Genomic DNA, 26,414 nt, shown 5'->3' on the forward strand with positions numbered 1-26,414 from the left:
ATGGGAAAAAAGTTGATCTCTCCTTACCTTGTAATCTTCGTCTCTCCCTTGTTTATCGTACTAACATTACTGCTGTCTGTGATGTACGGAGCCAAGACGATAGAATGGGAGACGGTAACTGCTACCTTTTTCCATTTTGATGCTGGAAACGTGGACCATCAGGTCGTTTTAAACTCGCGTCTGCCTAGAGCGGTCGGCTCTATATTAATCGGTGCTTTTCTCGCGATTTCAGGAGCCATTATGCAAGGAATGACGCGGAATTTCTTGGCTTCACCCTCAATTATGGGGGTGTCGGATGGGGCGGCGTTTGTGATCACCTTAATGATGATCCTTGCACCGAATTCCACTTCGATGGGCCTGATTGGAAGTTCTTTTGTGGGATCTGCTCTGGGGGTGGCTATTGTGTTCGGTTTAGCCTGGATGATTCCCGGCGGTCTTGCCCCGGTTCGTATGGCCATTTTGGGAACGATCATTGGCACGTTTTTAAGCAGCCTGTCGGCCGTTCTCTCCATTTATTTTAATGTATCGCAAAATGTAAGCTTCTGGTTTAACGCTCGTCTGCACCAAATGGACCCCGGGATGATTCAATTGGCAATTCCCTTTGCTCTTGTGGCAATTGTAGGAGCAATGCTGCTGGCCAAGCCAATAACACTACTGTCTTTGGGCGACGACGTGGCCACAGGTCTGGGACAGCGGGCATTACCAGTCAAGTTGGGGGCGATGCTCTGTGTAGCATTGCTGACAGGTGTTTCTGTTGCGCTGGCAGGGAAAATTGCTTTTGTTGGCTTGTTGATTCCGCACATTACCCGATATTTAATCGGGGTAGATTACCGTTGGGTCATTCCATGCTCTGGTTTGATCGGTGGTGTTTTTTTGGGCATGTCTGATGTGTTGAGCCGTTTTCTTAATTATCCGTTTGAAACGCCTATTGGAGTGGTTACCTCGGTCATTGGCATCCCTTTCTTTCTGTACTTAATACGTAGAAAAGGAGGGGGAGAGCATGCGTAAAATCAGTGTGAAACGGCTGTGGTTCGTACTTTCAGGTGGGGCTGCACTTATTTTAGCAGCCTCCTATGTTAGTCTGACCCATGGAGAGTTCGGCATGACCCTTCAGGAAGTAATTCAGACATTGTTCCGTATCCACCCTACTCCGCAGCTGGATTTGGTGATTTTTGATTTTCGGCTACCGCGTATTGTGATTGCGGCCTTGGTCGGCTTAGGTCTAGGGATAGCTGGGGCGGCGGTACAGGGAGTTACACGGAATGGTTTGGCCGATCCCGGCATTTTAGGCATTAACGCAGGGGCAGGGGCAGCAATAATCATATTTATGTTCTTTTACCAGGGACAGATGGAGACGACAGGCTGGACTGCGGCGCTGGCTATGCCCTTTTTCGGCTTGATTGGAGGTTTGGTAGCTGCGCTGCTGATCTATTTATTTGCTTGGAAAGCAGGACGTCTGGATTCGCAGCGACTGCTACTTGTAGGTATCGCGATTGGCTCTGGCTTCGGTTCCTTAAGCTTATATCTGTCGCTGAAAATGAAAGCCTCGGATTTCGAGATGGCGACAGTATGGATGTCGGGCAGTATTTGGAGTGCTGATTGGAAGCTGGTTGCTGCCGTAATTCCATGGCTTGTCATATTAATTCCTGTTATTTGGTTGAAATCGTATGTGCTGGATCTATTTCAATTACATGAACATACAGCTAAAAGTCTTGGCGTTGCGACCGAAAAGGAAAAGTCTATTCTCTTGCTGTCCAGCATTGGACTGGTGAGTGCCTGTGTGTCTGTTTCTGGAGGAATAGGCTTTGTAGGCTTATTGTCTCCTCATATCGCCAGAAGGCTTGTTGGCCTTCATCATCGTTTTGTGATTCCCGTATGCGGTATGGTCGGTATGGTACTGGTGCTGTTGTCTGATTTTGTTGCCAAAACGGTGGTTGCGCCTGCGGAAATTCCCGTTGGACTGATTATTGCGGTGATCGGGGTCCCTTATTTTGTAGTCTTGCTTATGAAAAAAACGGCCTAATTTCATTGAATTCAGGTTCTATAGGAGGTTGCTCCCATCAAAGATCTATTTACGCAAGCTTATCATTCCAATGATGCTCACGGAGCCGTATACGTTCCTCGCAGTCAGCATCGAGTAATGTACTCGCAGGCTGAGAACCGTGAGTATCATATTTATATTGCCATTCCTGCCGAGGAACCTCCTGTATCTGGCTATCCCGTTATTTATGTGCTGGATGCCAATTCTGTTTTTGGAACCATGGTGGAAGCGGTGCGCGTTCAGGGCAGACGGCCTGACAAAACGGGGGTTGTTCCAGCTATCATTGTAGGAATAGGCTATCCAACAGAGGCTCCCTTTCATCCTTCACGATATTACGATCTTACACTGCCTGGGACGGCTGTGGAGCTTCCGGTAAAGCCAAATGAAGATGCCTCCAAAGAAAGCGGGGGCGCCGAGCATTTCTTGTCATTTATTGAAGATGAGCTTAAGCCAATGATCGAGCGTGATTTTCTTATCGACCGCAATCGACAGACGATCTTCGGGCATTCGCTTGGAGGACTGTTCGTATTACATACCCTGTTTACAAGACCAAACTCTTTTCAGGTGTATGTGGCGGGAAGTCCGTCTATACACTGGGGCGGACAAGTTATTATGGATGAAGAGAAACAGTTTGTAGCTTCTATAGCTCAGAAGCATTGGAATAAAAAGCTGTTGATTGCTGTAGGGGAGTTAGAGGCCGGACATTTTACTGGCATGCAGGAAAAGGCCAGGGACTTAGCTACGCTTTTAACGACTAGGGACGATCTAGGGCTACACGTAGAGTACCGAGAATTTACAGATGAAGGTCATATATCCGTGCTGCCTGTCTTGGTTAGCAGAGCGGTTCGTTTTGCTGCTGATTCTATGTAAATATGCAGTTAGGTATAAAATTCTTAAAAGTGTTCTTATAAAATAAAATGCAAGAAACCTGAGGCTGTTTCCTTTAACCGAGCGTATCGGAGAGGAAGCGGCCTTTATTTTTTTGTAAATGTCATATTGATATTATGGATTATCTGTGTTATTTTATTGTTAATAACAAATTGATAATAACAATTAAGAAATAATAAAAATGAACACTCTAAAGAAAGCGAGGAAGCGACGATGTTTGGATTTAATTTTGTTAAATTTCAGCCCAGTGAGTATGTCATGAAGGTGAAGAACGGGAAGGTGGTTCGAGAGGGTGTTGGGTTATCTTTTTATTACTACGCGCCGACCACCTCGGTCGTTGTCGTGCCTGTCTCTTCCATTGATGTACCGTTTATGTTTGAAGATATGACAAATGATTTCCAGGCGGTGACCGTGCAGGGGCAACTGACTTATCGGATTGTGGATTACCGCAGAACGACGCAGATTTTAAACTACACGTATGATTTGAAGGAACGTCGCTACATTTCGGACGATCCAAGCAAGCTGGCTCAACGGGTGATTAACATCGCCAAGGTGCTTACCAAAAAGTATTTGGAACGTGTCCCACTCAAAGAAGCGGTTCAGTCCAGTGAACGTCTGGCTCAAAATATGACGAAGGATATTGCTCAGCATACAGAAATGGAGAAACTGGGCATTGAGGTCATGGGGCTGTCCATTTTGGCGATTTTACCAAATAAGGAGACGATGAGAGCACTGGAGGCGCAGGCGAGAGAGGAAATTCTTCGCAGTGCGGATCACGCTTTGTACGAGCGTCGTAACGCATCCATAGAGCAGGAGCGGCGTGTGAAGGAAAATGAGCTGAATACGGAAATTGCGGTGGAGACGAAAAAGAGACAGATTCGCGAAACCCAACTGGATGCCGAGCGTTCCGTAAAGCAAAAGCAAAGTGAGATGAAGGAGGAGCAGCTGCGGTTTGACACGGCCTTGGAAGAGAAAAAGCGCGAACTGATTGAGCTGACTGTAACGAATAAAAAGGCCGAAGCCGATGCCAAGGCCTATGAGCTGACAGCGGTGATGAAATCGTTGCAAGATGTCGAGCCTAACGTACTTCAAGCTATGGCCAACATGGATATGAGCCCGGATAAGCTGATTGCGATCGCCTTTCAGGAGCTCGCAGAAAATGCAGGGAAAATTGGTCAGTTGAATATTACACCGGACCTGCTGCAAGGTCTCATGTCAGATACGGGAACAAACGGATCAGCAGGATCGAGAGGGTCTGGAGGAAGAGCACGATGAACAGCCGAATGACAGAGCAGAAGATTATTTTGGTGAAGCGTAAAACGCGACTGGAGGAACTGATTGTTCGTTACAATACGGTGCAGCAGGCTCGCTTCTTTATGGAACGGCTGGGTGCAGATTTTAGTGATTATGTGCTGGAGGATGAAAATTACCGCAGGGCGGTGGCAACGGCAACGTCCGAGTTATCGGCCTTGGGGCGTGTCCAGATTGTGGAGCGGGAACATGTGCCGAACTTTATTTTTGGTGAGCAGGATACGGTGGTGGTACTGGGTCAGGATGGGCTGGTAGCCAACACGTTAAAATATTTGACCGAGCAGCCGCTAATCGGCGTAAATCCAGATCCATTGCGCTGGGATGGGGTATTGCTGCCGTTTACTGTATCTGATCTGCGTTGGGTGGTGCCGGATGTGTTCGTGCACAGACGGCCGATTAAGGAGGTTACGCTGGCTAAAGCCCAACTGAATGATGGCCAATCCATATATGCCGTGAACGATTTGTTCATCGGACGCAAAACTCATGTTTCTGCAAGATATGAGCTGAGATTGGAGGATCAGGTAGAGCAGCAATCGTCCAGCGGTATTATTGTTTCTACCGGGTTGGGGGCGACGGGCTGGCTGACCAGTGTGCTGGCTGGAGCGGCCGGGATTGTCGGCAGTGCTACACGGCATCCGGTCTCGCTGACTCCAGATCACCTGATGTCAGATGCTGCTTTCAGCCAGGAAGGGACAGTAGAAGGAATGGGGCATGATCATCGTGCAACCTGGAGCTCGCCTTCGCTTTATTTTACAGTGAGAGAACCATTCCCCAGTCGGACGACTGCTGCGGAGCTGGTGTTTGGACAGGTGGCCGTTGAAAGACCGCTGCGAATTGCTTCGCAGATGCCGGAGAATGGAGTTATTTTTAGTGATGGAGTAGAGAGCGACTTTCTGGAGTTTAATGCTGGCATTGAGGCGACCATTGGACCGGCGGAGAAAAAAGGGCATCTGGTGGTGTAGAGGTTTGTACAGGACGGCAATGGGTAATTATGAGTAAGGTACAACCATCAGATGAAATTAAAAAAGGAGGAATCAACATGAGCGACCACACTCAAGACGAAGCGAAAATCCGCAACAAGAAGAACGAGGACGGAGATTCCTTGATGGAGAAAACGAAGCTGGACAATGGCGTGGATATCGAGCCTGAGGCTGATGAATGGATTGCGAAGCCCTCACCAGTATCATACGATGATACGAAATCCTCTTCGCAGAAATAAGACTCTTGCGTCTCAATAGAGCAGTGATGCAAAGACAGATGATCTTTAACCGGGTCATCTGTCTTTTTTACATAATTAATTGAATCTGGAATATACCTTCCATACTAGCTCACGACGGCTGCTTACCTCTGTTTTCAAGAAAATGGCTTTCAGATGATCCTGCACCGTGTAGGCCGTAATATGAAGTGCACTTGCCAGTTCCTTGGTAGAAAAGCCTTGGACAATGAGCCGGACAAGCTGTCTCTCTCGTTCAGTCCATAAGTAGATCTCAGCCATAAGCGGCAACATGTCCGTTGCTTTAGCAGGCTCAAACCATACGGCCAGTTGCTTCTCGCCCATATGCTCGCGTCCGCCTTGCAGGAGAGTGGCTCTGATCGTGACCCAAGGAGTTTCAGCGTCTGCGGCAGGGATACATAGTCTGGCTGGTGCAGTAGAAGTGGATAGCGCTCGCAAGCTTACCGCCCGAACAGAGGCCGGCAGCTTGTCCTCATGGATTCCCTCCTGCTGCCGAAGCAGCTTTAGCCACTGCTCTGCTACTATATTGGACGAGAGGGGTTCTAGTTGAGCAGAAAGCGTCAGAACACCTGGCTCAAGTTCATGTTCCATAGCCATAGCGGGGGCTGGAGATACACCGACACTGGTTTGACGCAGATGATAGGCTATGGATGGCGCTAACGCTTCAAGCAGTTGTTGCTCTTCCGCGCTGAATACAGGCTTTCCATAGTGGCGGAACAACGTAAGAAATCCCCAGCAGCTTCCTTTGTACATAAATGGAATACGCAGCTCATCGCCGAATCCAGCGGGTTGCAAAACATTTCTAAAACGTGTGCTGCGATCCGGCTGGCCTTGTGTAGATCCATGAAGCGTCGCGATAGGCTGTCCTTCTCGCACCAATTGATCGTATTTCATGATATCATCGTGCAGATACTCGTATTCGAGCAGTTTGCTATGAATGTCCTCTACACCCGATTCCGTAAATGCCCCTGTGGAAAGCAGCGTACGCGGATCTACCGACGTGCAGCACGCCGCATCGAAAGTAACCTGGGTACGCAAGCGGTCGATTAGCGTGTGCTTGTACAAAGGTGGGGATAGAGCTTTTTTTTCCAGTTCTATAAATGGCTGTCGAGCATTCTTTAGCTGTGCCAATGGTGTACGATGTGCGTTCATTCTTTACTCCTATCGTGAAAGCTGGAGACTCTTCAAAGCGCGTCTTTTTAAATCCCACATTTATGGGATGGTGGATATTCGTATTGTCTTTATAATTGAGAATGATTCTTAATTAAATCTACAATAAACGAATGGTCGCTGAAGATCAAGGCTAAATGTTTGGAGGAGAGCATATATGAAACAACCTCATATTGGAAATACCGACTCAAATCAACCGATGAGCTGGAATCATCCGAATGTGCATAAATACGCGGATACGATTGCTTTAAAAATACCAGGATATGCCCATCTGTATGAGATGACAGATTGTTTGATAACTGCACAGGTTGCAGCACAGGCTCATACCCGAAAGATCGACCCGAATGTGCTCATTGTCGGAGCTGGGGGCGGTCAGGAATTGATTACGATCGGAGGGCGGCATCAGACATGGTCCTTTACGGCAGTTGATCCCTCTGAGCACATGCTGGATTTGGCACGTCAACGTGTGACACAAGCGGACATCGGTTCACAAATATCATTTGTTACAGGCACGTTGGAAGAGTTGTCTGGAGAATCGCCTGAAGAACAGCACGAAAAGTACTGCGAAGAATTATCCGATGAACCAGTCTATGACGCTGCTACCTGCCTGCTGGTGCTTCATTTTCTTCAGAGCTTGGAAAGTAAACAGGCATTGCTGCGCCAGATATCCGCTCGACTCAAGCCGGGTGCGCCTTTTTGTCTAGCTTCTATTAATGGGAATCCGCAGGAGCCTTCTTTTTCCATCCAAATGCAGGCATGGAAAGGTCATATGCTGAGTCAGGGCATTTCACTGGAGGATTGGGAGCGATTCGCTGCTTCCATCGGCCGTGAGTCAAACCCGGTGTCCAATGCAGCAATTCAGGAACTGTTGATAGATGCAGGCTTTACCCACATCACCCGGTATTATGGTGCTTTTTTAGTAAATGCATGGTTTGCGGTTAAAGAGGGAGAGACGGCTTATGACAAAGGATAACATCACCATTATTGGCGGGTATGGCCATGTTGGAAAAATTGTATGTACAGAGTTAAGTGAAATGTTCCCCGGCAAGGTATTTGCCGCAGGCCGCAGTCTGGAACGTGCCACTGCATTCAGCCAACAATCGAATGGCAAGATACGACCCTTGCAGCTTAATATTCATGAACCGCTGGACCCGTCGATATTAAAGCAAGCCAAAATGGTTATTATGTGTCTGGATCAGGACAATACAGCCTTGGTACGCACCTGTCTTCAGCATGGGGTGCATTACATGGATATTACTGCGAATGCGGCCTTTTTGAGTCAGGTGGAGCAGTGTCATCAGGAGGCCCGAGCTTATCAGGCCACTGCGCTGCTAAGTGTAGGATTAGCTCCAGGGCTAACTAATCTATTGGCATTGCAAGCGACACAGCTCATGGATCAGACGGATGAACTGAACATATCATTGATGCTGGGTTTGGGTGATCGACACGGTCAGGCTGCGATTGAGTGGACTGTAGATCAGATTCATACCGACTTGGAGGTGATAGAACAGGGACGCCCAGTGACTCGAAGAAGCTTTACCGACGGCATATTGGCAGACTTTGGTGCAGGAGTGGGTCGTCATCGGGCGTATCGGTTTCCTTTTTCGGATCAGCAGACACTTCCACGTACACTCGATGTTCCTACGGTCAGCACACGCCTGTGTTTCGATTCGCGATTGACCACCCGGCTTCTGGCAGGGCTTCGGACAATAGGAATATCAGGTCTGCTCCGACTGCCAACGGTTCGTGAGGCAGTAGTTCGCAGCTTTGGCAAGGTGCATTTTGGAGGAAATGCTGTAGCGGTCAAGGTAGACGCCCAAGGAACTCTCAATGGTAAGGAGACGAGGGTCGAATGCAGGCTAAGGGGACATCATCAGTCTGATTTAACTGCTAAAGCTGCCGTCTTTGCAGCGCTTGCTCTGTATCGCTCAGAACTTCCATATGGTGTTTTTCACATGGAGCAGGTTTTTTCGTGGGATCACATGCGGGCTTGGCTGGGACAGCAGGTAGACGTAGATATTCAGGTGAACGGACAGCAAGTATAAAAGTCATATATTCTGAAAAAAAGACTCTCATATCATCCAAGCTTATTCAGCAATGTCTTGCGGATAGGTCTTGGATTTCTTTTCCTATTGGATTACACTAGAAAGAAGTACATATTTTTGGGAAAGACCAGAGGGGATGATATGAAATGTGGAATCCCTATGAACATAGTAGGCAGCATCCGCACGATTTTATAGTAGAATATCGATTTTACACACCGGAAGAAGGAGGCAGGAAACAACTGCCTATTCAGGGTTATCGCTGCGATTTTTCCTATGAGGGCGACGATATTACAACAACGGGAATTTATGCAATACATCCTGAGTTTGAAGATGAAGAGGGTCAATTGATCATGGATACCAGGCACCCGGTTCACCGGGAAGGTCAGGCAAGAATGTGGATTTTGTTTGGAGAAATGAGGGAAAAGGTACACCGACACCGGATACATGTAGGAACCAGGGGATATTTTATGGAAGGCCCACGCCGAGTCGGTGAAGTTGAAGTTACAAGTCTGGTAGGCCTCTTGACCAATCCGCTAGACTAACTGCTAGAAATCAAATCAGAAGGTGCAGTCAGACAGCGAATGGAGGTGTTCAAGCCAAGATGGATATCGCTTATATTATCGATTTATTACGTAAAGACGATGTAACCTTAACCCCAGGCTTATCCACCCAGGAGATTACTGAGGTCGAAGACAGGTATGATATTCAATTTCCGCCCGACTTAAGAGAGCTGCTGATGAACGTTCTTCCAGTCGGTAAAAGCTTCATCCCATGGAGAGATACGTCACCACAGCGGATGGGTGTCATTCGGCAAAGGCTGAATTGGCCGCTTGAAGGTATGATTTTTGATGTAGAACAGAATATGTTCTGGCCTTCCGAATGGGGAGAAAGACCAACAGATTTGGAGGAAGCCGTGGATACATGTAAACGTGAGTTTTTGCGTGTGCCCAAGCTGATCCCCGTCTATGGTCATCGATATATCCCAGAGCAGCCATGTGAAGAAGGAAATCCGGTATTTTCAGTGTATCAAACGGATATTATCGTGTATGGAGAAAGTTTGCAGGAGTATTTCAAGCTGGAATTTGGGGAGAAGACTTACGAACAGATTAATTTTGAGGCGGTAAAAACAGTTCGCTTTTGGAGTGATTTATGTAGCTGAATCGCCGAATCGTTAGGAAATTAAATAAGTCGAGATAAAGGAAGGAGAGACTAAGGTGAAGTTGGAGCAGGATTTGGAAGAAATCAAAGAAAGGTTGACCCAGATCGAGACCAAACTGGAACAAAAGTCGACTTCCAGCAAAATCTTAAAGTACATGATCATCATTTTCTTGTCTATTTTTTTCTTGCTTATTATGATCGGAGTTATTCAATTTGTTTCGAGCTGATCGGTATAAATTTACGGACAGAAAGGAGCTTGTTATGTCTATAGAAGCCATTATTTTTGATCTGGATAATACACTGATTCACCGCAAACAGGCATTCGCGGCATATACGGAGCGCTTTATAGAACGATTTATTGTGGCAGAAGAACCGGCCAGCCGTGCGGCGGTCGTTGAACGAATACGTCTGGCAGATCAGGACGGCTACCGGGATAAAAGGGAGCTGTATACGGAGCTGCATGCAGACCTGAAACTGAAAAATCCCGATACGACAGTACAGGAGATGCTGGGCTTTTGGTATGGTGAATTTCATAAATTTACGGTACTGATGGACGGAGCGAAGGAAGTGCTGTCTGAACTGCGGTCTCGGGGCTTGAAGCTTGGTATGATTACCAACGGTTCACTCCGTACACAGCAGGCGAAGATTGACCGAGTGATGCTGAGAGATTATGTGGATTCCATTATTGTATCAGGCGGAGTCAACGTCGAGAAGCCTAATCCTCGTATTTTCGAGTTGGCTCTGAATGAGCTGGACATTGCCGAACCTGGTCATGCCTGCTATGTAGGCGATCATCCGACAAATGATATTCGTGGGGCGCAAAGTGCAGGATTGCATACCATTTGGCTGGAAGGCTTTATGACGTGGAATGAAGCAGGCATTGTACCTGATCATCAGATTCAGAGCCTACGTGAAATCACTGGCTGGCTGGATCGTCTCAGTTATCCATCGAATATGGAGGAGGGAGCATCATGAGTATCGAGCAGCAACCGAATCCCATTCTGTTATCATTCCCGGAACAATTCCAGACGGAGCGATTGACTATACGCGCTCCGCAATGGGGCGATGGTGCGGCGGTCAATGAGGCGATACGCGAGAGTGTACATGAGCTGCGGCCTTGGCTTCCTTTTGCGAGAAATCTCCCTACGGTAGAGGAATCTGAAATCCGTTCACGCCAAGCCAGACTTAAATTTCTGGATCGGTCTGACATGGTGCTGTATATATTTGATACGGCTTCGGGACAATTTGTAGCCAGTAGCGGTCTGCACCGAATTAATTGGGATGCACGAAGATTCGAAATTGGGTATTGGCTCAGAACCTCATGGACCGGAAAGGGGATTATAACAGAGGCCGTGCACGGTATTACAGATTTTGCCATACAGCATTTGCATGCTAACCGGTTAGAGATTCTTTGTGATTCCAGAAATACGCGCAGCGCCAAGGTAGCGGAACGGGCAGGTTTTACATTAGAGGGGATTTTAAGGAATGTCGAGTATGATGAAGAGGGGAATATGGTACACCATATGGTTTTTGCCAAAGTGCGTGGTATTGAATTTTAGCAAGCGATTGTATGATATTGCGGGAGCTTATATGATTCATAATATGACGAAAAATACAGACAAGTTGGTGTGCATACAATATGACAGCAGCTTAAGGTTCAGCAATCTTGCAAGCGCTATCCCAAAAGAAGGATTGACAAAGTTTACAGCAGTATTGCGGAGATTTCCAGTGTCAGGAAAGGTAGTTTAGTATGAGAAAACTTCGTAAGAGCAGCAATTGGGAAATTAATCGGGAAATAAAGGGAAAGTTCCACTGGAAGACCCGCGCTGCGTATCTGGTTGCCGTGCTGGTCATGATCTTGTTGGGCTTGGGAAGCAGAGCTTTCTCCACCCGGTTACCTGCATTCGTTGCCAATCACTTTGGGGATGCCTTGTGGGCGTGCATGATTTATTTTGGGCTGAGAATGTTGTGGGTGAATCGTCGGTTGTCTGTAGCTCTTTGGGGCAGTTTGCTGTTTTGCTTCGCTATTGAATTCAGCCAGATGTACCAGGCTCCCTGGATTAACCACATTCGGGGGACGACCCTGGGCGGCCTAGTGCTGGGCAAAGGGTTTCTGACCGTGGATCTGATCAGGTACACGGTTGGTATTATGATATCCTGGGTACTGGACCAAGGCTGCCAAAGGCTGGTGGGGATCAATAGACGTATGGACGATGACAAACCACTCAAATAATCTGAGAAGCGAGGGTTGCGCTTGAAACAAAAGGGAAAGCATCACAGGTCGTTCGGTAAGATGATTGGGTTATGCGTAGGGTTCAGCTTGTTGTTTGCAACCATACTTATTCCAGGGCAGGCATTAGCGGAAAAGCAGCTTGCGGCGCCTCTTCGTTTTGATTTTGGTCCTGGGGATGTGGCTGACGGCTACACTCAGGTCACTGCTAAGGATGCTTACACGCCTGAGCGTGGCTATGGATTTACCGATCTTTCCAAGGTAAATGAAGAGAACCGTGGTGGAAGTGATGCTATCCGCTCAGATTTTGTGCGTGTTCAAGGCTCATCCTTTGTCGTCAATTTACCACCTGCGGATTACACGCTTTCTCTAATTGCCGGAGATACTGCCGGAAACACGGATATTACGGTTAAAGCCGAATCCATTGTTAAAGTAGAACCTACCACCAAAACAGCAGGACAATTTGTCGAGGCTGGGTTTGAGCTAGCACTCATCGACGGTCAGCTAGAATTGTATTTCTCAGGAAATGAAGCGAAGATCAACGCCTTGGTTATCACTCCCAAGGAGGCTCGTACAGCTGGAGAGCATCCTTCCGTATACCTTGCAGGAGATTCTACGGTTCAAACTTACAAAGCCTCGATGAAGCCTCAGGCAGGCTGGGGGCAAATGATTGCTCCATTTTTTACAGATGAGACTATTTTTGTGAACCGTTCTATTGGTGGACGTAGCACGAAGACTTTTTTGGTTCAAGGGCGGTTAGATGATATTTTACGGAATATCCGTCCAGGAGATTATCTGTTCATACAGTTTGGGCATAATGATGCCGCGATCAATAATCAGGAGCGTTATGTTTCACCGGCCGACTATAAAGTTTACTTGAAAACGTACATCCAAGGAGCCACCCAACGCGGTGCGGTCCCTGTGCTAATTACTCCTGTAGGCCGCCGCGATTATGATGCAGCAAGTGCATCGTTTCGGATCAGTTTCCCGGAATATGTGCAGGCGATGAAGGAAACAGCATCAGAGACGGGTGTTGCACTGGTCGATCTTAGTCAATTGAGTGTAGCCTACTATGATACACTAGGCCTGGAAGGAACACTTCCACTGTTTTTACATTTGGAGCCAGGTGTGTATCCTGCATTTCCTGATGGCGTGAAGGATGATACACATTTTCAGGAGTATGGTGCGGAGCAAATAGCTCGCTTGGTAGCTCAAGGGGTTCGTGACTTGAATATTCTTTTATCTTCAAATGTAAAGACGGAGAATCTGCAATAGCACCGAGTCTCCATAATGATATACTCAGAAAATAAGCTGGCCCTGCCCAAACCCAGCATGATTTAGGCTTGGGTGGGGCTTTAATGTTCTGGACTTTAAGGAGGAAGTAGTATGACAGTAGCTCAACTTCATAATCTTATCAACGGTCAACTCCTGCATAATCAGCATCGGAGTTTATTTTACATGCGCGAGGGCTCTGTTCTGTTAGGACCATCAACGGAAATGACGTACTGGCTGACGCAGCGAAGCTCGGAACTGATCCTCATGCTTCAAAGCTTGAAGCGCCAGCATACGTATCATGTTTTTGTGAAGGATGTAGCGGCCCAAATACTGTCCCAGTTTGTAAATACCAATCAGTATCTACATTTTCACACAGATCATGCGAGGGAGCTTACGGAGCTGTATGATCGATTCTTCACCCGGATTGAAAAGCTGTTCCAAAAGAAGTCTATAGCAGGGGCAACTCTGGACTTACTGCTCCAGCAGCATTATGGGCATTTGAGAGATTTTTTAACTCGTACCAATGGACGTGAAGTGTTCGCTAAGTATGCAGAGAATGAATATACCTTTTGGGTACCTTGTGAGGAATATACGCCGGAGTTGCAAGCGAATCTGCTAGGATTGGACATTGCTCGTTTGCAAGAGCCTGTTCTAGATGTTGGCTGCGGATCAGAGGCACGGTTGGTTACTTATTTACGTGCCTATGGAATTGAGGCATACGGAACAGATCGGCTGGCTGAAACAGACGGTTGTATCACCCGAGGAGATTGGTTAGCGACTACTTATGAAGAAAGTACATGGGGAACGATCGTTTCACATATGGCATTCTCCAATCATTTTATACATCATCATCTGAAGACAGACGGTAATATTCATGAGTACGCTCATAAATATATGGAATTGCTTAGAGCCATTCGGCCAGGAGGGAGCTTTATTTACAGTCCATGTCTCCTATTCATGGAAGAGCTTTTGGATGCCCGAATGGGGTATCAAGTAGAGTATATCGAGTCCTCTAAAGGTTACAGAGCTACGAAAATTACGCGTATACATTCATAAGTGCTAGTATCAATCATTTGTCAGATTCACTCTTGGAATGGTAGTATAAGGATAGATATTACTCTATTTGGGATTCTGTTAATGATCGGGATTCCCATGACGTTAATTTGATAGCATAGTTGCCCTGAATAATAAATTATTGTATAGATAACGGAATTTTTCAGGGAAGATTAAACCATATTTTCCTAAAAGCCGATATATGGAGATGAGGCGAGAACACACTGTTATTATGCCCGCCGCAAAATGGAGGTATATAATTGGGTTAGGAGAGTAGAAGAAGTGTCCGATTTGTATACGAAAAAAGAAGTAGAAGATTATGTAACGAACGTGGTTTTCGAACGACCTTTAGGTGTAAGCATTGCAGCTATTTTACTAATTTTTAATGGAGCACTCCTGTTGGTGACACAGCTATTGACGCTCAATGCACTAAATGAGGCTTCTACGTTATTAGGCATGTGCAGAGGCATGTTTCAAGGGTTTATCGCGTTGCTTGGCTTGGCAGGAACGGCTGCCGGTATTGGTATGTTGTTCGGTAAGAAGTGGGCTTGGTGGCTGGCATTATTTTATTTTACATATGAGACCATGCGTTATGCGTGTGCAATTCTGTTTATTCCCGATGTCTCCCCAATGTTAGGTGGTGTGCAGCTAAGCCCTGCTCTATACTACGTTAAATATGGTATGCGTATTATTTGGAATTTATTGTTTACATTGTTTATGTGCCGTAGTACGGTAACCGGCTTTTTTCAAACAAGTAAAATCAACAAGTGGAGAGCATGTATCGCATTATTCTTCATCAATGGATTGATGGTGGGGATCGGCTGGTGGTTGACCAGGTAGGTTCTGTGAATGTGAAGGAGGAGATGAATGATGACAATGGAAACGTTTCCGATTCTGGAAACCGATCGACTTCGCTTAAGACAGCTTACATTAGGAGACGCGAGGGATGTATTTGCCTATTTTTCCAGAGATGAGGTCACAAAATATTATGATTTGGAAAGTTTTACGGAGGTAGAGCAAGCTGAGAAATTTATTCGTTCCATGCTAACCAGATACGAGAAGCAAGCGGGTTTTCGTTGGGGAATTACGTTAAAAGAAGCTCCTGAGCAGGTGGTGGGTACAATTGGATTTCATAACTGGCAGAAGGAGCACTCTCGTATTGAAATTGGCTATGAGCTGGCGCCGGAATATTGGCAACAAGGGCTGATGACAGAAGCGTTGAGAGCGGTAGTGGATTATGGCTTTCAAATGCCGCAGGTTCACCGTATAGAAGCCTTCATTGATCCAGATAACGAAGGCTCCAGACGGCTGCTGCTCAAAAGTGGCTTTACTAAAGAGGGTCACCTGAGAGATTACTTCTATGAAAAAGGTCAGTTTGTTGACGCTGTTGTTTTTGGCTATCTTCGGACGGAGTTTCCCGTAAAGCAGTAAGTTTATAAATATCCTTTGTCTCCGTAAGGCTGGAGTCGATCAAGCCAGGTCTGCTCCAGCTTTGCCAATGCATCTTTGACATCAAAGAATTCCGAATCTTTTTTCTTCAAAACGTCCAGCACTTCAAATTCAAACGATTCTTCGCCATATTCATTCCATTCCTGTTGTAGTGGTTTGTTCTTAAATCCACCCATTTGCAGCTCAAAACGCCGTCCATTCAGCGACTTTAAATTCGGCGTGGAAGCGACAAAAATTTTCCCATTGCGTGTATTGCGAATACAATAGATTCCTGCCTCTGTCTTCATCTCCATGTATTGCTGAACTAGTTCTTTTCTTCGATCCATTGTCCAATCCTCCTATTTGAGCATTTTGTATAAATCCCAAGAGCGTTTTCAAATCAGCAATGTATAGATCGAAACGCTTTAGTTCGTCTATATATTGTACCTACGAGCGTCGAGAATCGAATTATGCAAAATGCTGATTTTATAAGCGCCTAGCTTCAAGATTCCTTCAACCAATATTCACTGCCATCCGGTTTGCGATCCAATAGACCGTATTCAATCATATATCTTCGCACCGTAACATAATCGTCATATACTTCCTGTAAAATCGCATTGATATCTTTCTCATGATATATTTGTCCCTTTACAAAACGGTCTGCAATTTCACGCAGCACAATCAGCTTGTGCTTTTCTTGCATTTTAAAGGTCTTTAGGCGCCCGTCTGTACCCTTCGGAAAATACTTCGTGAGTACCTTTTGCCTCTCGTCTTCCGTAATGTTGTAGCGTTCATCTACCATCCGTGCTCGTACGGGTACGTCTACCATGGCGGGAGCGTGATGGTCTTTCTCCTTTAACAGTTCCATTAATGTGAGAAATACTTTGGCCTGTCGTTCTTTTTCCTTGAGACCAAAGCGATGATTGCGTATGGTGGATGCGCTGCCGATTCCGGTTTCCTTTTGAATGTCCGCATCGCCCATGCCTTGATAAAATAACTGAAGTAACCGATTCTGGTGATCCGTCAGTCCGGTCAGCTTTTTGTCCAGACCGATCAAATAGTTAAACACCGAACCGTACGTCCGCTCAATATGAAGACGCATATGCCGTTCCGCGTCATAAAATACCCCTTGATCCTGATATATGATGCCTTGTTCATATCGTTGTCCGTCCAAGAGGCAAATTACCTGCTCCCCTTGGCGAATATATCCACGCTTCAGTTCTTCGATACCAGCATTCCAGAATAGTTCGGAATGGTCCATTTTAGCAAACACCTCAATTAAATGATGATTATTTTATAGACAATATAACATTTTGTTTATTTTAAATCAATGGGTGGGATGAGTGTGAGGACGTTTTTCACTATTCAAATTTATATAATGTATAAAAAAGAAGGTTATTATTTTGAACATAAGAGAATACCTTTACGTACGTTAAGCTGAATTGGATTGCTGCCTCCACCGAAAATCAGAATGCTTATTCGAATGAGGCCAGAGGGAATCCCCTTACGTTGGAAACAGAGGAAGATTCCATACGAAGCTGAGGGGAAATAGATTCGACGAGCAGAACCGATTGACTCAAGTCAAGGTCGACGAAAAACTCGTAGAGTACCGATACAACGGAGACGGATTACTGGCAGATCGTATACAGAATAGCGTCCATACCCGATATTAAGGTCTAATATCAATCTAACAAGTAAAGAGATTATTGGAGTTCAACTTGGCAGTTTCAATAAAGAGCGAAAGGAGAGCTTTAGTAGTGCTATTAAAAGAGATTGATACGAACCACGGTACCTCTAGGGTGTCATGCACATACACTCCGTCTATTGAAACCTATAATATTGTCACAGATAATATGACAGATGATTGTATACCTACTCAGCTTGGTAATGGATGTTGCATTTGGCTAAATGGGAAAGGGCAACTTGGAGAGATTGAATGTATTTGTCCAAAGAATTTCAAAAATGGAATTTCAACATATTTTCATCTTGACGAATGGATTAAAGGTACACCTTCTTTCGAGATATCTTCAATTGATGATGATGTAGTCATCGAACAACTTGAGGATGGATATATTATTTGGTTATCGGAAAAAAGTAACGTAGAACTAGAAGTATCGCAAAGTGGAATAAGCTACTTATTATCAGGAAATAAACTATCAGGTATAGTAGCTAAAAAGAGCAAAATAATTGAATGAATATCATGGATCGTCATGCCTAGTAGGAAAGAGGTTTTGCCCAAATCCAAATAAGGGAATAGTAAGAGATTTTAAAGGGATTAGAGAAAGAGAAATATACTGCGATGAACCCCCAAGCTATTCTACTGTTAGCCAAGCATTCTCATCAAACACTATAATTCTTATTAAAGGTAACTTTTCAGCCACTCATTATTTTCAAGAGATGTTGGAAATAAAGCCGTGAATTGTTGAAAAGAAGTATGATGCTTCGTTAACATTTAAGTCCGAGTTAGGAAAGATTCAATTTGCAATACCGGCAGAAGAACTGAAAAAAATTAAAAAGCCAGGGGATTTCAGTCCTTGGTGGCTTCAAAATAATTGATTATTCTACCTAAGAAGCTAAAAATGATACCTTAAATGCTACATTCTTTAAAATTATTGTGAGGAGATATGATACAAAATGAGGCAGAGATTTGCTGTCATGGATGATGAAAGTGGGCTCACAGTTGGTTATTGTCAAGATGTGGTTGGGCTAACGGGTGATATTATGGTCGAAACGTATGAAAAGGTCATTTTTGAACAATTTGTCTTTAATGAGGAATTCATAAGAAACATAGCAAAGACAAAACAATCTGTATCCAACTTGTGCATTGTCATTTTAAATGACGAAGAAAAAGGGATTGGAAGCTATTATTATCACCTACCTGAATCCTTTATAATCCATAAACTAAATTACAATAAAGGAAACTTCAATCTGGAACTAACCGGTATACTTGAAACGAAACCCTCTCCTGTTGAATTAAGATTATGGGAGTTCTTAAAGTGCTCTCAGTCGCTTGAAAATAATATATGGCAAGGCTTTTCTAACGAAGAACGGTCTGGATGGCTAAACGTGAATAGAATACATTCTGCATCTAATCATTTTGCCAGACCGGATAAACGAGGAGAAGTCTACACCTTAGACGGGGAATACATATTTGATGTTACAACATTTTTTATAGCACTTGGTGAAGCGATTAATGGGCCCGGTGGGTACTATGGATTTAGCTTGGACAGTATATCGGACTGTCTCTGTGGAGGTTTTGGGGCAGTAGGACCGTTCACGATCCATTGGAAAAACGCACATTATTTCTTGGAAAGATTCGAGAAAGAATGGGATCAAGAAGAGAGAAGTTATGGATTTTCACCACAGCAATATTTTATGGATCTTTTAACGATCTTAGTATCAGGTGGTGTCACCGTGAATTTTTCTTCGAATTAAGATGGCAAAGCTAGAAGGGAATTTTGAAATGGAATATAAATTAATGCAACCACCTTTTTGCACATAGATATTGGGGAATGGTATCTAGGGGATGTACAGATTCAAAGTAAAAGTAAAAGTGCTTTGGAGTTAGAAGAGGAACATTCAGAAACCAAAGTCTTATTTTAGTGTAAATTGCCCTGTTAACACTGGTTTAGCTAAGGATATGGATGTGATCATGATCGTAATGAATAAAATGTATCGGGTTTTAGACGGTGAGCGTAATCCTTATGCTTTATTGGACATTTATCATACGTGGGAGAAATATATTTAAAATCGCCTTATAGAAAGGGATTATGGTGTGAAATCTAATTGAGTGGGAAGATCGGTAAAAAAGTATTTTAAATATTATACAAAGAACAGAGAGCCCTTAACATGTTAACGGCTCTCTTCGTCGTCTTCTGGCAAGTATTCGATCAGTTCACCAGGGAGTACGCCAAGGTTCTAAACCTAACTGAAACAGTTTCTCATAACAAGAGAAGTGCCATTTTACTAATTTGTATCATCCTCTACATACTCGATAACATCTTGAACATGGCAATCTAGAGCTTTACAGATTTTATCCAGCGTATCAAATTTCACACCGTCTGTTTCTTCGTTGTAAAGTTTGGTGATTCCGTTTCTATGTAATCCAGTCATGCGGGAAAGCTCGGCAATATTTATCCGTTTTTCACCCATAATACGGGAAAGATGAATCTTTATCATATTTTCCTCCAGCTTAATGCATTCTATAGTGTTAAAAAGAAACATCAAAGTATTGACAATAAACACTGTTGGATGTATTCTGAAAACAACAAAAGTAACACTGTAATGTGCATTTAGTTTGTTGAAATGTTATTTGTGAACGTCATAGTAATATGCTTATCGTATCAAAAGGTTTTGCAATTAGCAATTAATTATCGTTCAACAGCCTAGTTTGAAAAACTACCTGTAAAAGAAAGCTTATTGGCAAATAAGAAACTTTGAACAAAGGAATGGAGCGAGGATGTATGACAGAATCGGTAATAGAATTGGAGCGGGTATCCATGGTACAGGGGCCGTATGATTACCCTCATATGTATGAGATATTTGAAGGAGTTCTTTATGACTGTCAATATTTCTTTTACCTCGAAAATGGCATACTGAGTTTGCGCCATGTGAAGAAGGTGGAGCAGTCATATCATACGCATCTTTACCTGGATGGAGGAGCGGAGGCTTGCAACTGGCAGAGGGTGTACAAGGGGAAGTTATGCAAGTTGTCACGGAGATTATCGAACGCTTACGCGCGAAGGATGGACTGACATTTTTATTCGATGAACTGCTGTGGTTATATGGTAGGGGCCCCATTGAATTAAACCTTCTTAAAAAAGGATGAAATGACTCCAGGCAGCAGGCAACTTGCTACAAAAAAATGATCCTAATGTTTTACATTATTGAATTTTCCATATATGAAAAAAGGCTTATGATTTTAGCGAATGAATCAATTGATGACCAATAAATATAAGTGGGTCGTGAGTTAAGCTAATTAAGTCCTGCACAACAGCACTAACAGGAAAACTAAATCCCCAATCAGCTCCGAATAATATTTTTTGCTGTTGCTCAGATGTAGGTGGCTGAGGTTCTTCCAAGCCATATTGCTCTGCTAGCCTCTCTTTCGTTTTTTGATCTATGACAAGTTCATCCTGTGCAAAGGTATAGCACATAGGATTGCTTAATTGTACTAAAAAAAGTAATAATGCTGCGGAAATGATTATTTTTTTGCTCTGCATGGTTAGCTCCTGTGATCTCAGATTTTAGTCTATACTTTTTGCGTCGATCAGACTAAATTATGACTTTACAGGATTTTATGACCATATTATAATAGTAAGTAACAGTAACGATTTACATACACTGGTTCATCGGGGTATAGCGCAGCTAGGTAGCGCGCACCCTTGGGGTGGGTGAGGTCGTGGGTTCGAATCCCGCTACTCCGATTATAATCCAAATGTCCTGCTGGTGCGGATAGCGCGCCTGCCGGGCATTTTTTTGTATATTACATACTCTATCAGTCTTTGTCTCTACTGGGTTTTGACGAGATAGTCGTATACAACAAATGTATGTACTTGTGAAGTATTGAGGGGAGATAGGATGAAGCCACTTCTGCACGGGATTCGGAAGCAAAAGTGGCAAATCAACAATCTCTCAATGCTGCCATTTATGATTTTTTAATTTACCTATAGAGATTCCTGAAGGGCCTTAGAAGAAGTGCTGTAATCAGCATAACGGGGAAGCACAATAGTGTAGTATATGCCTACCATAACGGTACAGACCCCAACTAATAAAAACAAGAGCTCAATTGAAATAAACGAAGGAAAGCTTACAGCAATGAAACCTAATGTAAGTGACTGGGACAGCATCATTAACGGATTAATCAAACCTTGCACACGTCCCATCATTTGAGGATCTACAATACGAGGCAGCCATCCTCCTATGCCGATGTTAATGAACGGAAGGATCAGTGCAATGACAAAATTGATAATCAGAAAAGCATAGAGGTGGTTAACAAATCCAAGTATGCACATACCTATTCCGGCAACCAGAACTCCGGCTGCAATCATTTGGTGTAACTTTAGCTTGGCGGAGATGAGCGAAGCGATTAGGGTACCAAGCAACACACCAGCTCCAAAAATAATACCTGTCCAAACCATATACTGCTCATAGTTACCTGGAGCTAGCTTATATTTAAGAATAAACATCGGTAAAACGCTAAAACCACCATTTAAAATACCGAACATAAAAAAGCCTGAAACCAACCAAAGCAATAGTCTGTTGCGTAATATGTAAAGAAACCCTTGTTTAAAATCGATCATGACCAGTTTGAATTTTAATTGTTTAAATTGATGTGCCCCGTTCGGAAGGCGTACTTCCTTGGGAATTTTGCAGGAACGAATAAGCAGTGCAGACACAATAAAAGAAACAGCATCAATGAGGATGGCTCCAGTAATTCCAAGGTGCCAGTAAACGACGGCCCCCAAAGTTCCTCCAAATAACATGAAAAGACTCCCCATCATTTGATTGAGGCCTGCGGCAATGGTGTAATCATCTTCGTTTAATATCCCCTGTATAATGGCACTTTCGGCTGGAAAGAAAAATTTGGAGGCAGCACTACGGATGAAGAGAAGGGCAAATACCAAAGGAATCGAATCGACCCAAATAAAAATAAGCAAGCATAAAGATAAAATGGCGCTGATCCAGTCACAATTAACAGCAATTTTTTGTCTGTCCATCCGATCTGCCAGCACTCCAACCACGAGAAATACTACCAGCATCGGGAGCGAATACATTAACTCGGCAAGTGTTGCATAGTAAGGCTGATTTGTAAACCGTTTCAACAAATAAAACATGAATGCGGTAACCCCGATAATTCCCCCCATTTGTGAGGCGAAGGTTGCCAGAAAAAACCTGACATAATTCTTGTTTCTGAGTATTTGTTTTAGTCCAGTCACAGTTCCATCCCTTTCGCTTTCAAAGCGGTTTTTAGATGCCTAAGTAAAATAATAGTGAAAAGTAGGAAAATTGTACAGAAAAGTGACTTTAATGTCACTTTAAGTTTGAATTTGCATCGTAACGGCCATCTACCTTTTTTAATTCTGCTGTCAACGATAATCATAGTGGGTTGGACTGGAAAGTTGTTTTTAACTCGTTTGGCGTAGTATGAGAGCAACATAACTTAAATAACCAGCCGTCGGTTGATATCCGGTGGCTGGTTATTTAAGTTGCCAAGTGTTTGATTCCTGACTCACAAATGGGTGTCAATCTCCAATCTTAATTAGGCTAAATCCTCAGAAATAAACATCATCTCCATTGTGGTTTTGCCCATATTACCGATAACAAGCCTTACGGATAAGTTGTATGATCTGAAAGCGTTGTTAACTTTTTTTGATTAGGATATCCTTTTATACCACATTCTAATCTTTAAATGATCAAGGCTACAGAATTACAGAACAACCCGATTCATCTCATTTACGCATGGATATGTTGAGAAAAAGGAAATGCTCATAGCTAGAAAACTTTATACAATGGAAGAGAAATAAGAGAAATAAGCACTGTGAAATTCGACTTTTGATGATGGATTTCATATAATGTGAACATAGTGTGAATTACTCAAATTAAAGATTTAACAAAACATCAAAATGAAAATGATTTCCGTCCAGCTATGAATTTCAAAATTTGACGGAGGGAACGAGATGACAATGGAAGAGAGCAGCAGACAGGTACCTTGGCAGACGTATTACGGACCTAATCTAGGTTATGTGCAGGACCAGTATGAAAAGTATGTAGCGGACCCCGGAACAGTTGATCCGGCTTACCGCGAGCTGTTTGATCAATGGGGCGAGCCGCCACAATCCGAATATTCGGCTGCTTCCATGATAGACAACAAGTTGCAAGGCCCCCCTACAAGTGCTCTGGGGCACCTTGATTCAAACATATTACAGAAAGCGGTTACAGCGGGCAAAATGGTGTGGAATATCCGTGAATACGGACATTTGGCCGCCCAAATTGACCCACTGGGACTGGATGCAGAGCAGGATACACGTTTGCTTGATCCAGCATCTTACGGTTTAACTGAACAAGACCTGAAGGCTTTTCCAGCCTCTTTAATATGGGATAACGCTCCTGCGGGAACACTGAACGGGTGGGAAGCCATTCAACGGCTACGTGTAGCATACACAGGACCGATTGCCTATGAATTTAGTCATATTCATAACGAGGAGGAACGTAGCTGGTTGAATAGCTATGCTGAATCCGGTTGGTCCTCCAAGCCGCTCACAACACAGGAACGCAAGTCGTTGCTGGGTAGATTGGTAGAAGTAGAACAGTTCGAAGAGTTCTTGCATAAAACATTCGTCGGACAGAAGCGTTTTTCCATCGAGGGTAATGATGTGCTTGTCCCTGTACTCGACGAGATTATTCGTCTAACCACAAATGCAGGAGCAAGTCATGTCCTGATGGGGATGGCGCATCGCGGCCGTCTGAATGTATTGGCACATGTGCTGGGCAAGCCTTACAGCAAAATTTTCTCTGAATTTCATCATTCACCGAATAAGGATCTGATTCCGTCGGAAGGTTCCACGGGAATTAATTACGGCTGGACTGGGGATGTAAAATATCATCTGGGAGCAGACCGTTTTGTAAAAGATGGGGAAGCCGTGCAAGCCCGTCTAACGTTGGCGAACAACCCAAGTCACCTAGAATATGTCAATCCGGTTGTCCAAGGCTTTTCGCGCGCGGCGCAGGAAGACCGCAGTGAAGCAGGCTATCCGAAGCTGGATGTCAGCAAGGCAGCTACCATTATTATGCACGGTGATGCGGCGTTTCCGGGTGAAGGTATCGTAGCCGAATCACTCAATTTCACCAATTTGCGCGGCTTCCGTAATGGCGGTACAGTGCATATTATTGTGAACAATCGTCTGGGTTTTACAACAGAGAGTGTTGATTCACGCTCGACCCGTTATGCCAGCGATCTGGCTAAGGGCTACGAAATTCCGATTGTACACGTGAACGCGGATAATCCCGAGGCTTGTATTGCAGCGGCTCGTATGGCTGGCGAATACCGCAATCGTTTCAAGAAGGATTTTCTGATTGATCTGATTGGTTACCGTCGTTATGGTCACAATGAATCCGATGATCCGGAAACAACACAACCACTAGTGTATCGTAAGGTGAAGAATCATCCGACGGTTAGCAAATTGTATGCTCAAAAGCTGATGAAGCAGGGCATAGTTGATGAAGCATTTAGTACTGCTCTGATTGAGAAGGTCCAAAACCGACTGAAGGAAGCACATGAGCATGTGAAGAATCAACCAGAAGAGGAACCTGAATTTACAGCTGTGAAGGGGAAAAAAAATCAGAGCTCTCCGGTCCGTACTGCGGTTGAACTGAAAAAGCTGCGCCAAATCAATGAAAACTTGCTCAAATGGCCACAGGCTTTTCATGTATATCCGAAGCTGGAACGAATTTTACAACGTAGAAAAACAGCTCTGAACGAGGGTGAAAAGGTAGATTGGAGCTTGGCGGAGACGCTGGCTTTGGCCACCATTCTAGCAGACGGCAAGCCTATTCGTATGACAGGTCAGGATGCGGAGCGTGCTACTTTTGCTCACCGTAACCTTGTGCTGCATGAGCCCGAAACCGGGCGTACCCATTGCCCGCTGCATACATTGCCGGAAGCGCGTGCTTCGTTCAGTATTCATAACAGTCCATTGTCTGAGGCGTCAGTCCTCGGCTTCGAGTATGGCTATAACGTGTTTTCTCCCGAAACGTTGGTCATTTGGGAAGCGCAATTTGGCGATTTTGCCAACTGTGCGCAGGTTATTTTCGACCAATTCATTTCCGCTGGCCGTGCCAAATGGAGACAGAAATCCAGTCTGGTGATGCTGTTGCCGCATGGTAGCGAAGGACAAGGACCTGAGCATACGAGTGCACGTCTGGAGCGTTTCCTCCAGCTGTCTGCACAAAATAACTGGACTGTCGCCAATTTGAGTAGCGCCTCACAGTATTTTCATCTGCTGCGCCGTCAGGCTGCATTAAGCGAAAGTGAGGAAGCTCGCCCGCTGGTGATGATGTCGCCGAAGAGCCTGATTCGCAACAATCGTGTTGCTTCGCCTGCTTCTGAATTCAGTGAGGGAACATTCCGTCCTGTGTTGGAGCAACCTGGTCTGGGATCACGTCCAGATCGGGTAGAGCGCATTGTATTGTGCAGTGGCAAGATTGCCATTGATCTGGAGGAAGCGTTGGAGAAAGATAAGAACGGGAATGAGGCAGAAGAGCACTTGCATATTATTCGTGTGGAGCAGCTCTATCCTTTCCCGGCAGAGGAAATTCGGAATATTTTCAATCGCTTCCCACATGTTAAGGAGTTCGTATGGGCTCAGGAAGAACCTAAAAATATGGGAGCCTGGAGTTATATGGAGCCTCGTCTGCGAGAGGTTGTGCCACAGGGAGCGGAAATTCGCTACGCAGGCAGACCGGATCGTTCCAGCCCGGCGAGTGGTTATCAGCAAGTACACAGCCTAGAACAACAGCGAATTATTCAATCGGCGTTGAAGCAGGATTCCAAAAACAATATTACACTGGGGAGGTAGCGGC

The 26,414-nt window shown here is 44.6% G+C and carries 27 protein-coding genes, 1 tRNA gene and 1 pseudogene; 23 read left to right on the plus strand and 6 right to left on the minus strand.

The window, feature by feature from the left end; all coding sequences use genetic code 11:
- The 6 genes from ACUC6J_RS06955 to ACUC6J_RS06980 all read left to right on the plus strand — a co-directional run bounded on the left by ACUC6J_RS06955 (nucleotide 1) and on the right by ACUC6J_RS06980 (nucleotide 5,459).
- The gene (locus tag ACUC6J_RS06955; RefSeq protein ID WP_016820618.1) at nucleotides 1-1,008 is read left to right on the plus strand and encodes a FecCD family ABC transporter permease; all 1,008 of its coding nucleotides are present in this window, start codon (nucleotides 1-3) and stop codon (nucleotides 1,006-1,008) included.
- A complete protein-coding gene (locus ACUC6J_RS06960) occupies nucleotides 1,001-2,023 on the plus strand; it encodes a FecCD family ABC transporter permease (RefSeq protein ID WP_447249979.1) in 1,023 nt (340 codons plus the stop codon). Before ACUC6J_RS06955 ends, ACUC6J_RS06960 begins: the two co-directional genes overlap by 8 nt.
- Nucleotides 2,024-2,140: 117 nt before the next feature.
- On the plus strand, nucleotides 2,141-2,911 hold the full coding sequence (locus tag ACUC6J_RS06965) for an alpha/beta hydrolase (RefSeq protein WP_447249980.1): 771 nt from the start codon (nucleotides 2,141-2,143) through the stop codon (nucleotides 2,909-2,911).
- Between the two features lie 231 nt (nucleotides 2,912-3,142).
- Complete coding sequence (locus tag ACUC6J_RS06970; RefSeq protein ID WP_025364371.1) at nucleotides 3,143-4,204, plus strand: SPFH domain-containing protein; 1,062 nt, start codon at nucleotides 3,143-3,145, stop codon at nucleotides 4,202-4,204.
- The gene (locus ACUC6J_RS06975) at nucleotides 4,201-5,202 is read left to right on the plus strand and encodes a sugar kinase (RefSeq protein ID WP_031463146.1); all 1,002 of its coding nucleotides are present in this window, start codon (nucleotides 4,201-4,203) and stop codon (nucleotides 5,200-5,202) included. Before ACUC6J_RS06970 ends, ACUC6J_RS06975 begins: the two co-directional genes overlap by 4 nt.
- Before the next feature lie 77 nt (nucleotides 5,203-5,279).
- The gene (locus tag ACUC6J_RS06980; RefSeq protein ID WP_013370039.1) at nucleotides 5,280-5,459 is read left to right on the plus strand and encodes a hypothetical protein; all 180 of its coding nucleotides are present in this window, start codon (nucleotides 5,280-5,282) and stop codon (nucleotides 5,457-5,459) included.
- A gap of 75 nt (nucleotides 5,460-5,534) precedes the next feature.
- Here the strand turns inward: ACUC6J_RS06980 and ACUC6J_RS06985 are convergent, their stop codons facing one another.
- Nucleotides 5,535-6,626, minus strand: a complete 1,092-nt coding sequence (locus tag ACUC6J_RS06985; protein ID WP_447249981.1) for a LuxR C-terminal-related transcriptional regulator — start codon at nucleotides 6,624-6,626, stop codon at nucleotides 5,535-5,537.
- Nucleotides 6,627-6,801: 175 nt separating this feature from the next.
- Between ACUC6J_RS06985 and ACUC6J_RS06990 the strand changes: the two genes are divergently transcribed.
- The 12 genes from ACUC6J_RS06990 (at nucleotide 6,802) to ACUC6J_RS07045 (ending at nucleotide 15,836) form a co-directional block, all read left to right on the plus strand.
- A complete protein-coding gene (locus ACUC6J_RS06990; protein WP_016820612.1) occupies nucleotides 6,802-7,617 on the plus strand; it encodes a class I SAM-dependent methyltransferase in 816 nt (271 codons plus the stop codon).
- Nucleotides 7,604-8,689 carry a saccharopine dehydrogenase family protein gene (locus tag ACUC6J_RS06995; RefSeq protein ID WP_447249982.1) on the plus strand — a complete coding sequence of 362 codons (1,086 nt, stop codon included), beginning with the start codon at nucleotides 7,604-7,606 and terminating at the stop codon, nucleotides 8,687-8,689. The genes ACUC6J_RS06990 and ACUC6J_RS06995 overlap by 14 nt, the downstream gene beginning before the upstream one ends.
- Nucleotides 8,690-8,835: 146 nt before the next feature.
- Complete coding sequence (locus tag ACUC6J_RS07000; RefSeq protein ID WP_013370043.1) at nucleotides 8,836-9,231, plus strand: hypothetical protein; 396 nt, start codon at nucleotides 8,836-8,838, stop codon at nucleotides 9,229-9,231.
- Nucleotides 9,232-9,290: 59 nt separating this feature from the next.
- On the plus strand, nucleotides 9,291-9,848 hold the full coding sequence (locus ACUC6J_RS07005) for an SMI1/KNR4 family protein (protein ID WP_016820609.1): 558 nt from the start codon (nucleotides 9,291-9,293) through the stop codon (nucleotides 9,846-9,848).
- A gap of 55 nt (nucleotides 9,849-9,903) precedes the next feature.
- Nucleotides 9,904-10,074, plus strand: a complete 171-nt coding sequence (locus ACUC6J_RS07010; protein ID WP_016820608.1) for a hypothetical protein — start codon at nucleotides 9,904-9,906, stop codon at nucleotides 10,072-10,074.
- Nucleotides 10,075-10,108: 34 nt separating this feature from the next.
- Nucleotides 10,109-10,822, plus strand: coding sequence for an HAD family hydrolase (locus ACUC6J_RS07015; protein WP_447249983.1), 714 nt, complete (start codon nucleotides 10,109-10,111; stop codon nucleotides 10,820-10,822).
- Complete coding sequence (locus ACUC6J_RS07020; protein WP_019686624.1) at nucleotides 10,819-11,406, plus strand: GNAT family N-acetyltransferase; 588 nt, start codon at nucleotides 10,819-10,821, stop codon at nucleotides 11,404-11,406. The genes ACUC6J_RS07015 and ACUC6J_RS07020 overlap by 4 nt, the downstream gene beginning before the upstream one ends.
- A 191-nt stretch (nucleotides 11,407-11,597) precedes the next feature.
- Nucleotides 11,598-12,080, plus strand: a complete 483-nt coding sequence (locus ACUC6J_RS07025) for a ribosomal maturation YjgA family protein (RefSeq protein ID WP_447249984.1) — start codon at nucleotides 11,598-11,600, stop codon at nucleotides 12,078-12,080.
- 60 nt (nucleotides 12,081-12,140) lie between these two features.
- The gene (locus tag ACUC6J_RS07030) at nucleotides 12,141-13,352 is read left to right on the plus strand and encodes a rhamnogalacturonan acetylesterase (RefSeq protein WP_447250288.1); all 1,212 of its coding nucleotides are present in this window, start codon (nucleotides 12,141-12,143) and stop codon (nucleotides 13,350-13,352) included.
- Nucleotides 13,353-13,463: 111 nt separating this feature from the next.
- Nucleotides 13,464-14,408, plus strand: a complete 945-nt coding sequence (locus ACUC6J_RS07035) for a class I SAM-dependent methyltransferase (RefSeq protein WP_447249985.1) — start codon at nucleotides 13,464-13,466, stop codon at nucleotides 14,406-14,408.
- Nucleotides 14,409-14,687: 279 nt separating this feature from the next.
- Complete coding sequence (locus tag ACUC6J_RS07040; RefSeq protein WP_016820601.1) at nucleotides 14,688-15,245, plus strand: hypothetical protein; 558 nt, start codon at nucleotides 14,688-14,690, stop codon at nucleotides 15,243-15,245.
- Nucleotides 15,246-15,275: 30 nt separating this feature from the next.
- Entirely contained in the window at nucleotides 15,276-15,836 is a 561-nt protein-coding gene (locus tag ACUC6J_RS07045; protein WP_016820600.1) for a GNAT family N-acetyltransferase, read from the plus strand.
- Between the two features lie 2 nt (nucleotides 15,837-15,838).
- On the opposite strand, the gene ACUC6J_RS07050 is transcribed toward ACUC6J_RS07045, so the two are convergent.
- Entirely contained in the window at nucleotides 15,839-16,180 is a 342-nt protein-coding gene (locus ACUC6J_RS07050; RefSeq protein WP_090887879.1) for a GIY-YIG nuclease family protein, read from the minus strand.
- 155 nt (nucleotides 16,181-16,335) lie between these two features.
- The gene (locus ACUC6J_RS07055) at nucleotides 16,336-17,094 is read right to left on the minus strand and encodes a DUF2087 domain-containing protein (protein ID WP_090887876.1); all 759 of its coding nucleotides are present in this window, start codon (nucleotides 17,092-17,094) and stop codon (nucleotides 16,336-16,338) included.
- Between the two features lie 496 nt (nucleotides 17,095-17,590).
- Here ACUC6J_RS07055 and ACUC6J_RS07060 point away from each other — a divergent pair, with 496 nt between their 5' ends.
- Nucleotides 17,591-18,028: a hypothetical protein gene (locus tag ACUC6J_RS07060; protein WP_102997703.1), complete on the plus strand. Its 438-nt coding sequence runs from the start codon at nucleotides 17,591-17,593 to the stop codon at nucleotides 18,026-18,028.
- Nucleotides 18,029-18,467: 439 nt separating this feature from the next.
- Nucleotides 18,468-19,268, plus strand: coding sequence for a barstar family protein (locus ACUC6J_RS07065; RefSeq protein WP_257126806.1), 801 nt, complete (start codon nucleotides 18,468-18,470; stop codon nucleotides 19,266-19,268).
- A 531-nt stretch (nucleotides 19,269-19,799) separates the two neighbouring features.
- On the opposite strand, the gene ACUC6J_RS07070 is transcribed toward ACUC6J_RS07065, so the two are convergent.
- Nucleotides 19,800-20,012 carry a helix-turn-helix domain-containing protein gene (locus tag ACUC6J_RS07070; RefSeq protein WP_016820594.1) on the minus strand — a complete coding sequence of 71 codons (213 nt, stop codon included), beginning with the start codon at nucleotides 20,010-20,012 and terminating at the stop codon, nucleotides 19,800-19,802.
- Nucleotides 20,013-20,296: 284 nt separating this feature from the next.
- Here ACUC6J_RS07070 and ACUC6J_RS07075 point away from each other — a divergent pair.
- Nucleotides 20,297-20,661: pseudogene (locus tag ACUC6J_RS07075) on the plus strand (hypothetical protein).
- 85 nt (nucleotides 20,662-20,746) lie between these two features.
- Here ACUC6J_RS07075 and ACUC6J_RS07080 read toward each other — a convergent pair.
- Nucleotides 20,747-21,055 carry a hypothetical protein gene (locus tag ACUC6J_RS07080; protein ID WP_151255288.1) on the minus strand — a complete coding sequence of 103 codons (309 nt, stop codon included), beginning with the start codon at nucleotides 21,053-21,055 and terminating at the stop codon, nucleotides 20,747-20,749.
- Nucleotides 21,056-21,185: 130 nt separating this feature from the next.
- Between ACUC6J_RS07080 and ACUC6J_RS07085 the strand changes: the two genes are divergently transcribed.
- Nucleotides 21,186-21,259 (plus strand) — tRNA-Pro (locus tag ACUC6J_RS07085).
- Nucleotides 21,260-21,499: 240 nt separating this feature from the next.
- Here the strand turns inward: ACUC6J_RS07085 and ACUC6J_RS07090 are convergent.
- Nucleotides 21,500-22,771, minus strand: coding sequence for an MFS transporter (locus tag ACUC6J_RS07090; RefSeq protein WP_257126808.1), 1,272 nt, complete (start codon nucleotides 22,769-22,771; stop codon nucleotides 21,500-21,502).
- Between the two features lie 741 nt (nucleotides 22,772-23,512).
- On the opposite strand from ACUC6J_RS07090, the gene ACUC6J_RS07095 reads away from it, so the two are divergent.
- Entirely contained in the window at nucleotides 23,513-26,410 is a 2,898-nt protein-coding gene (locus tag ACUC6J_RS07095) for a 2-oxoglutarate dehydrogenase E1 component (RefSeq protein ID WP_016820587.1), read from the plus strand.
- Nucleotides 26,411-26,414 lie beyond the last annotated feature (4 nt).

The organism is Paenibacillus sp. JJ1683, from assembly GCF_053006485.1.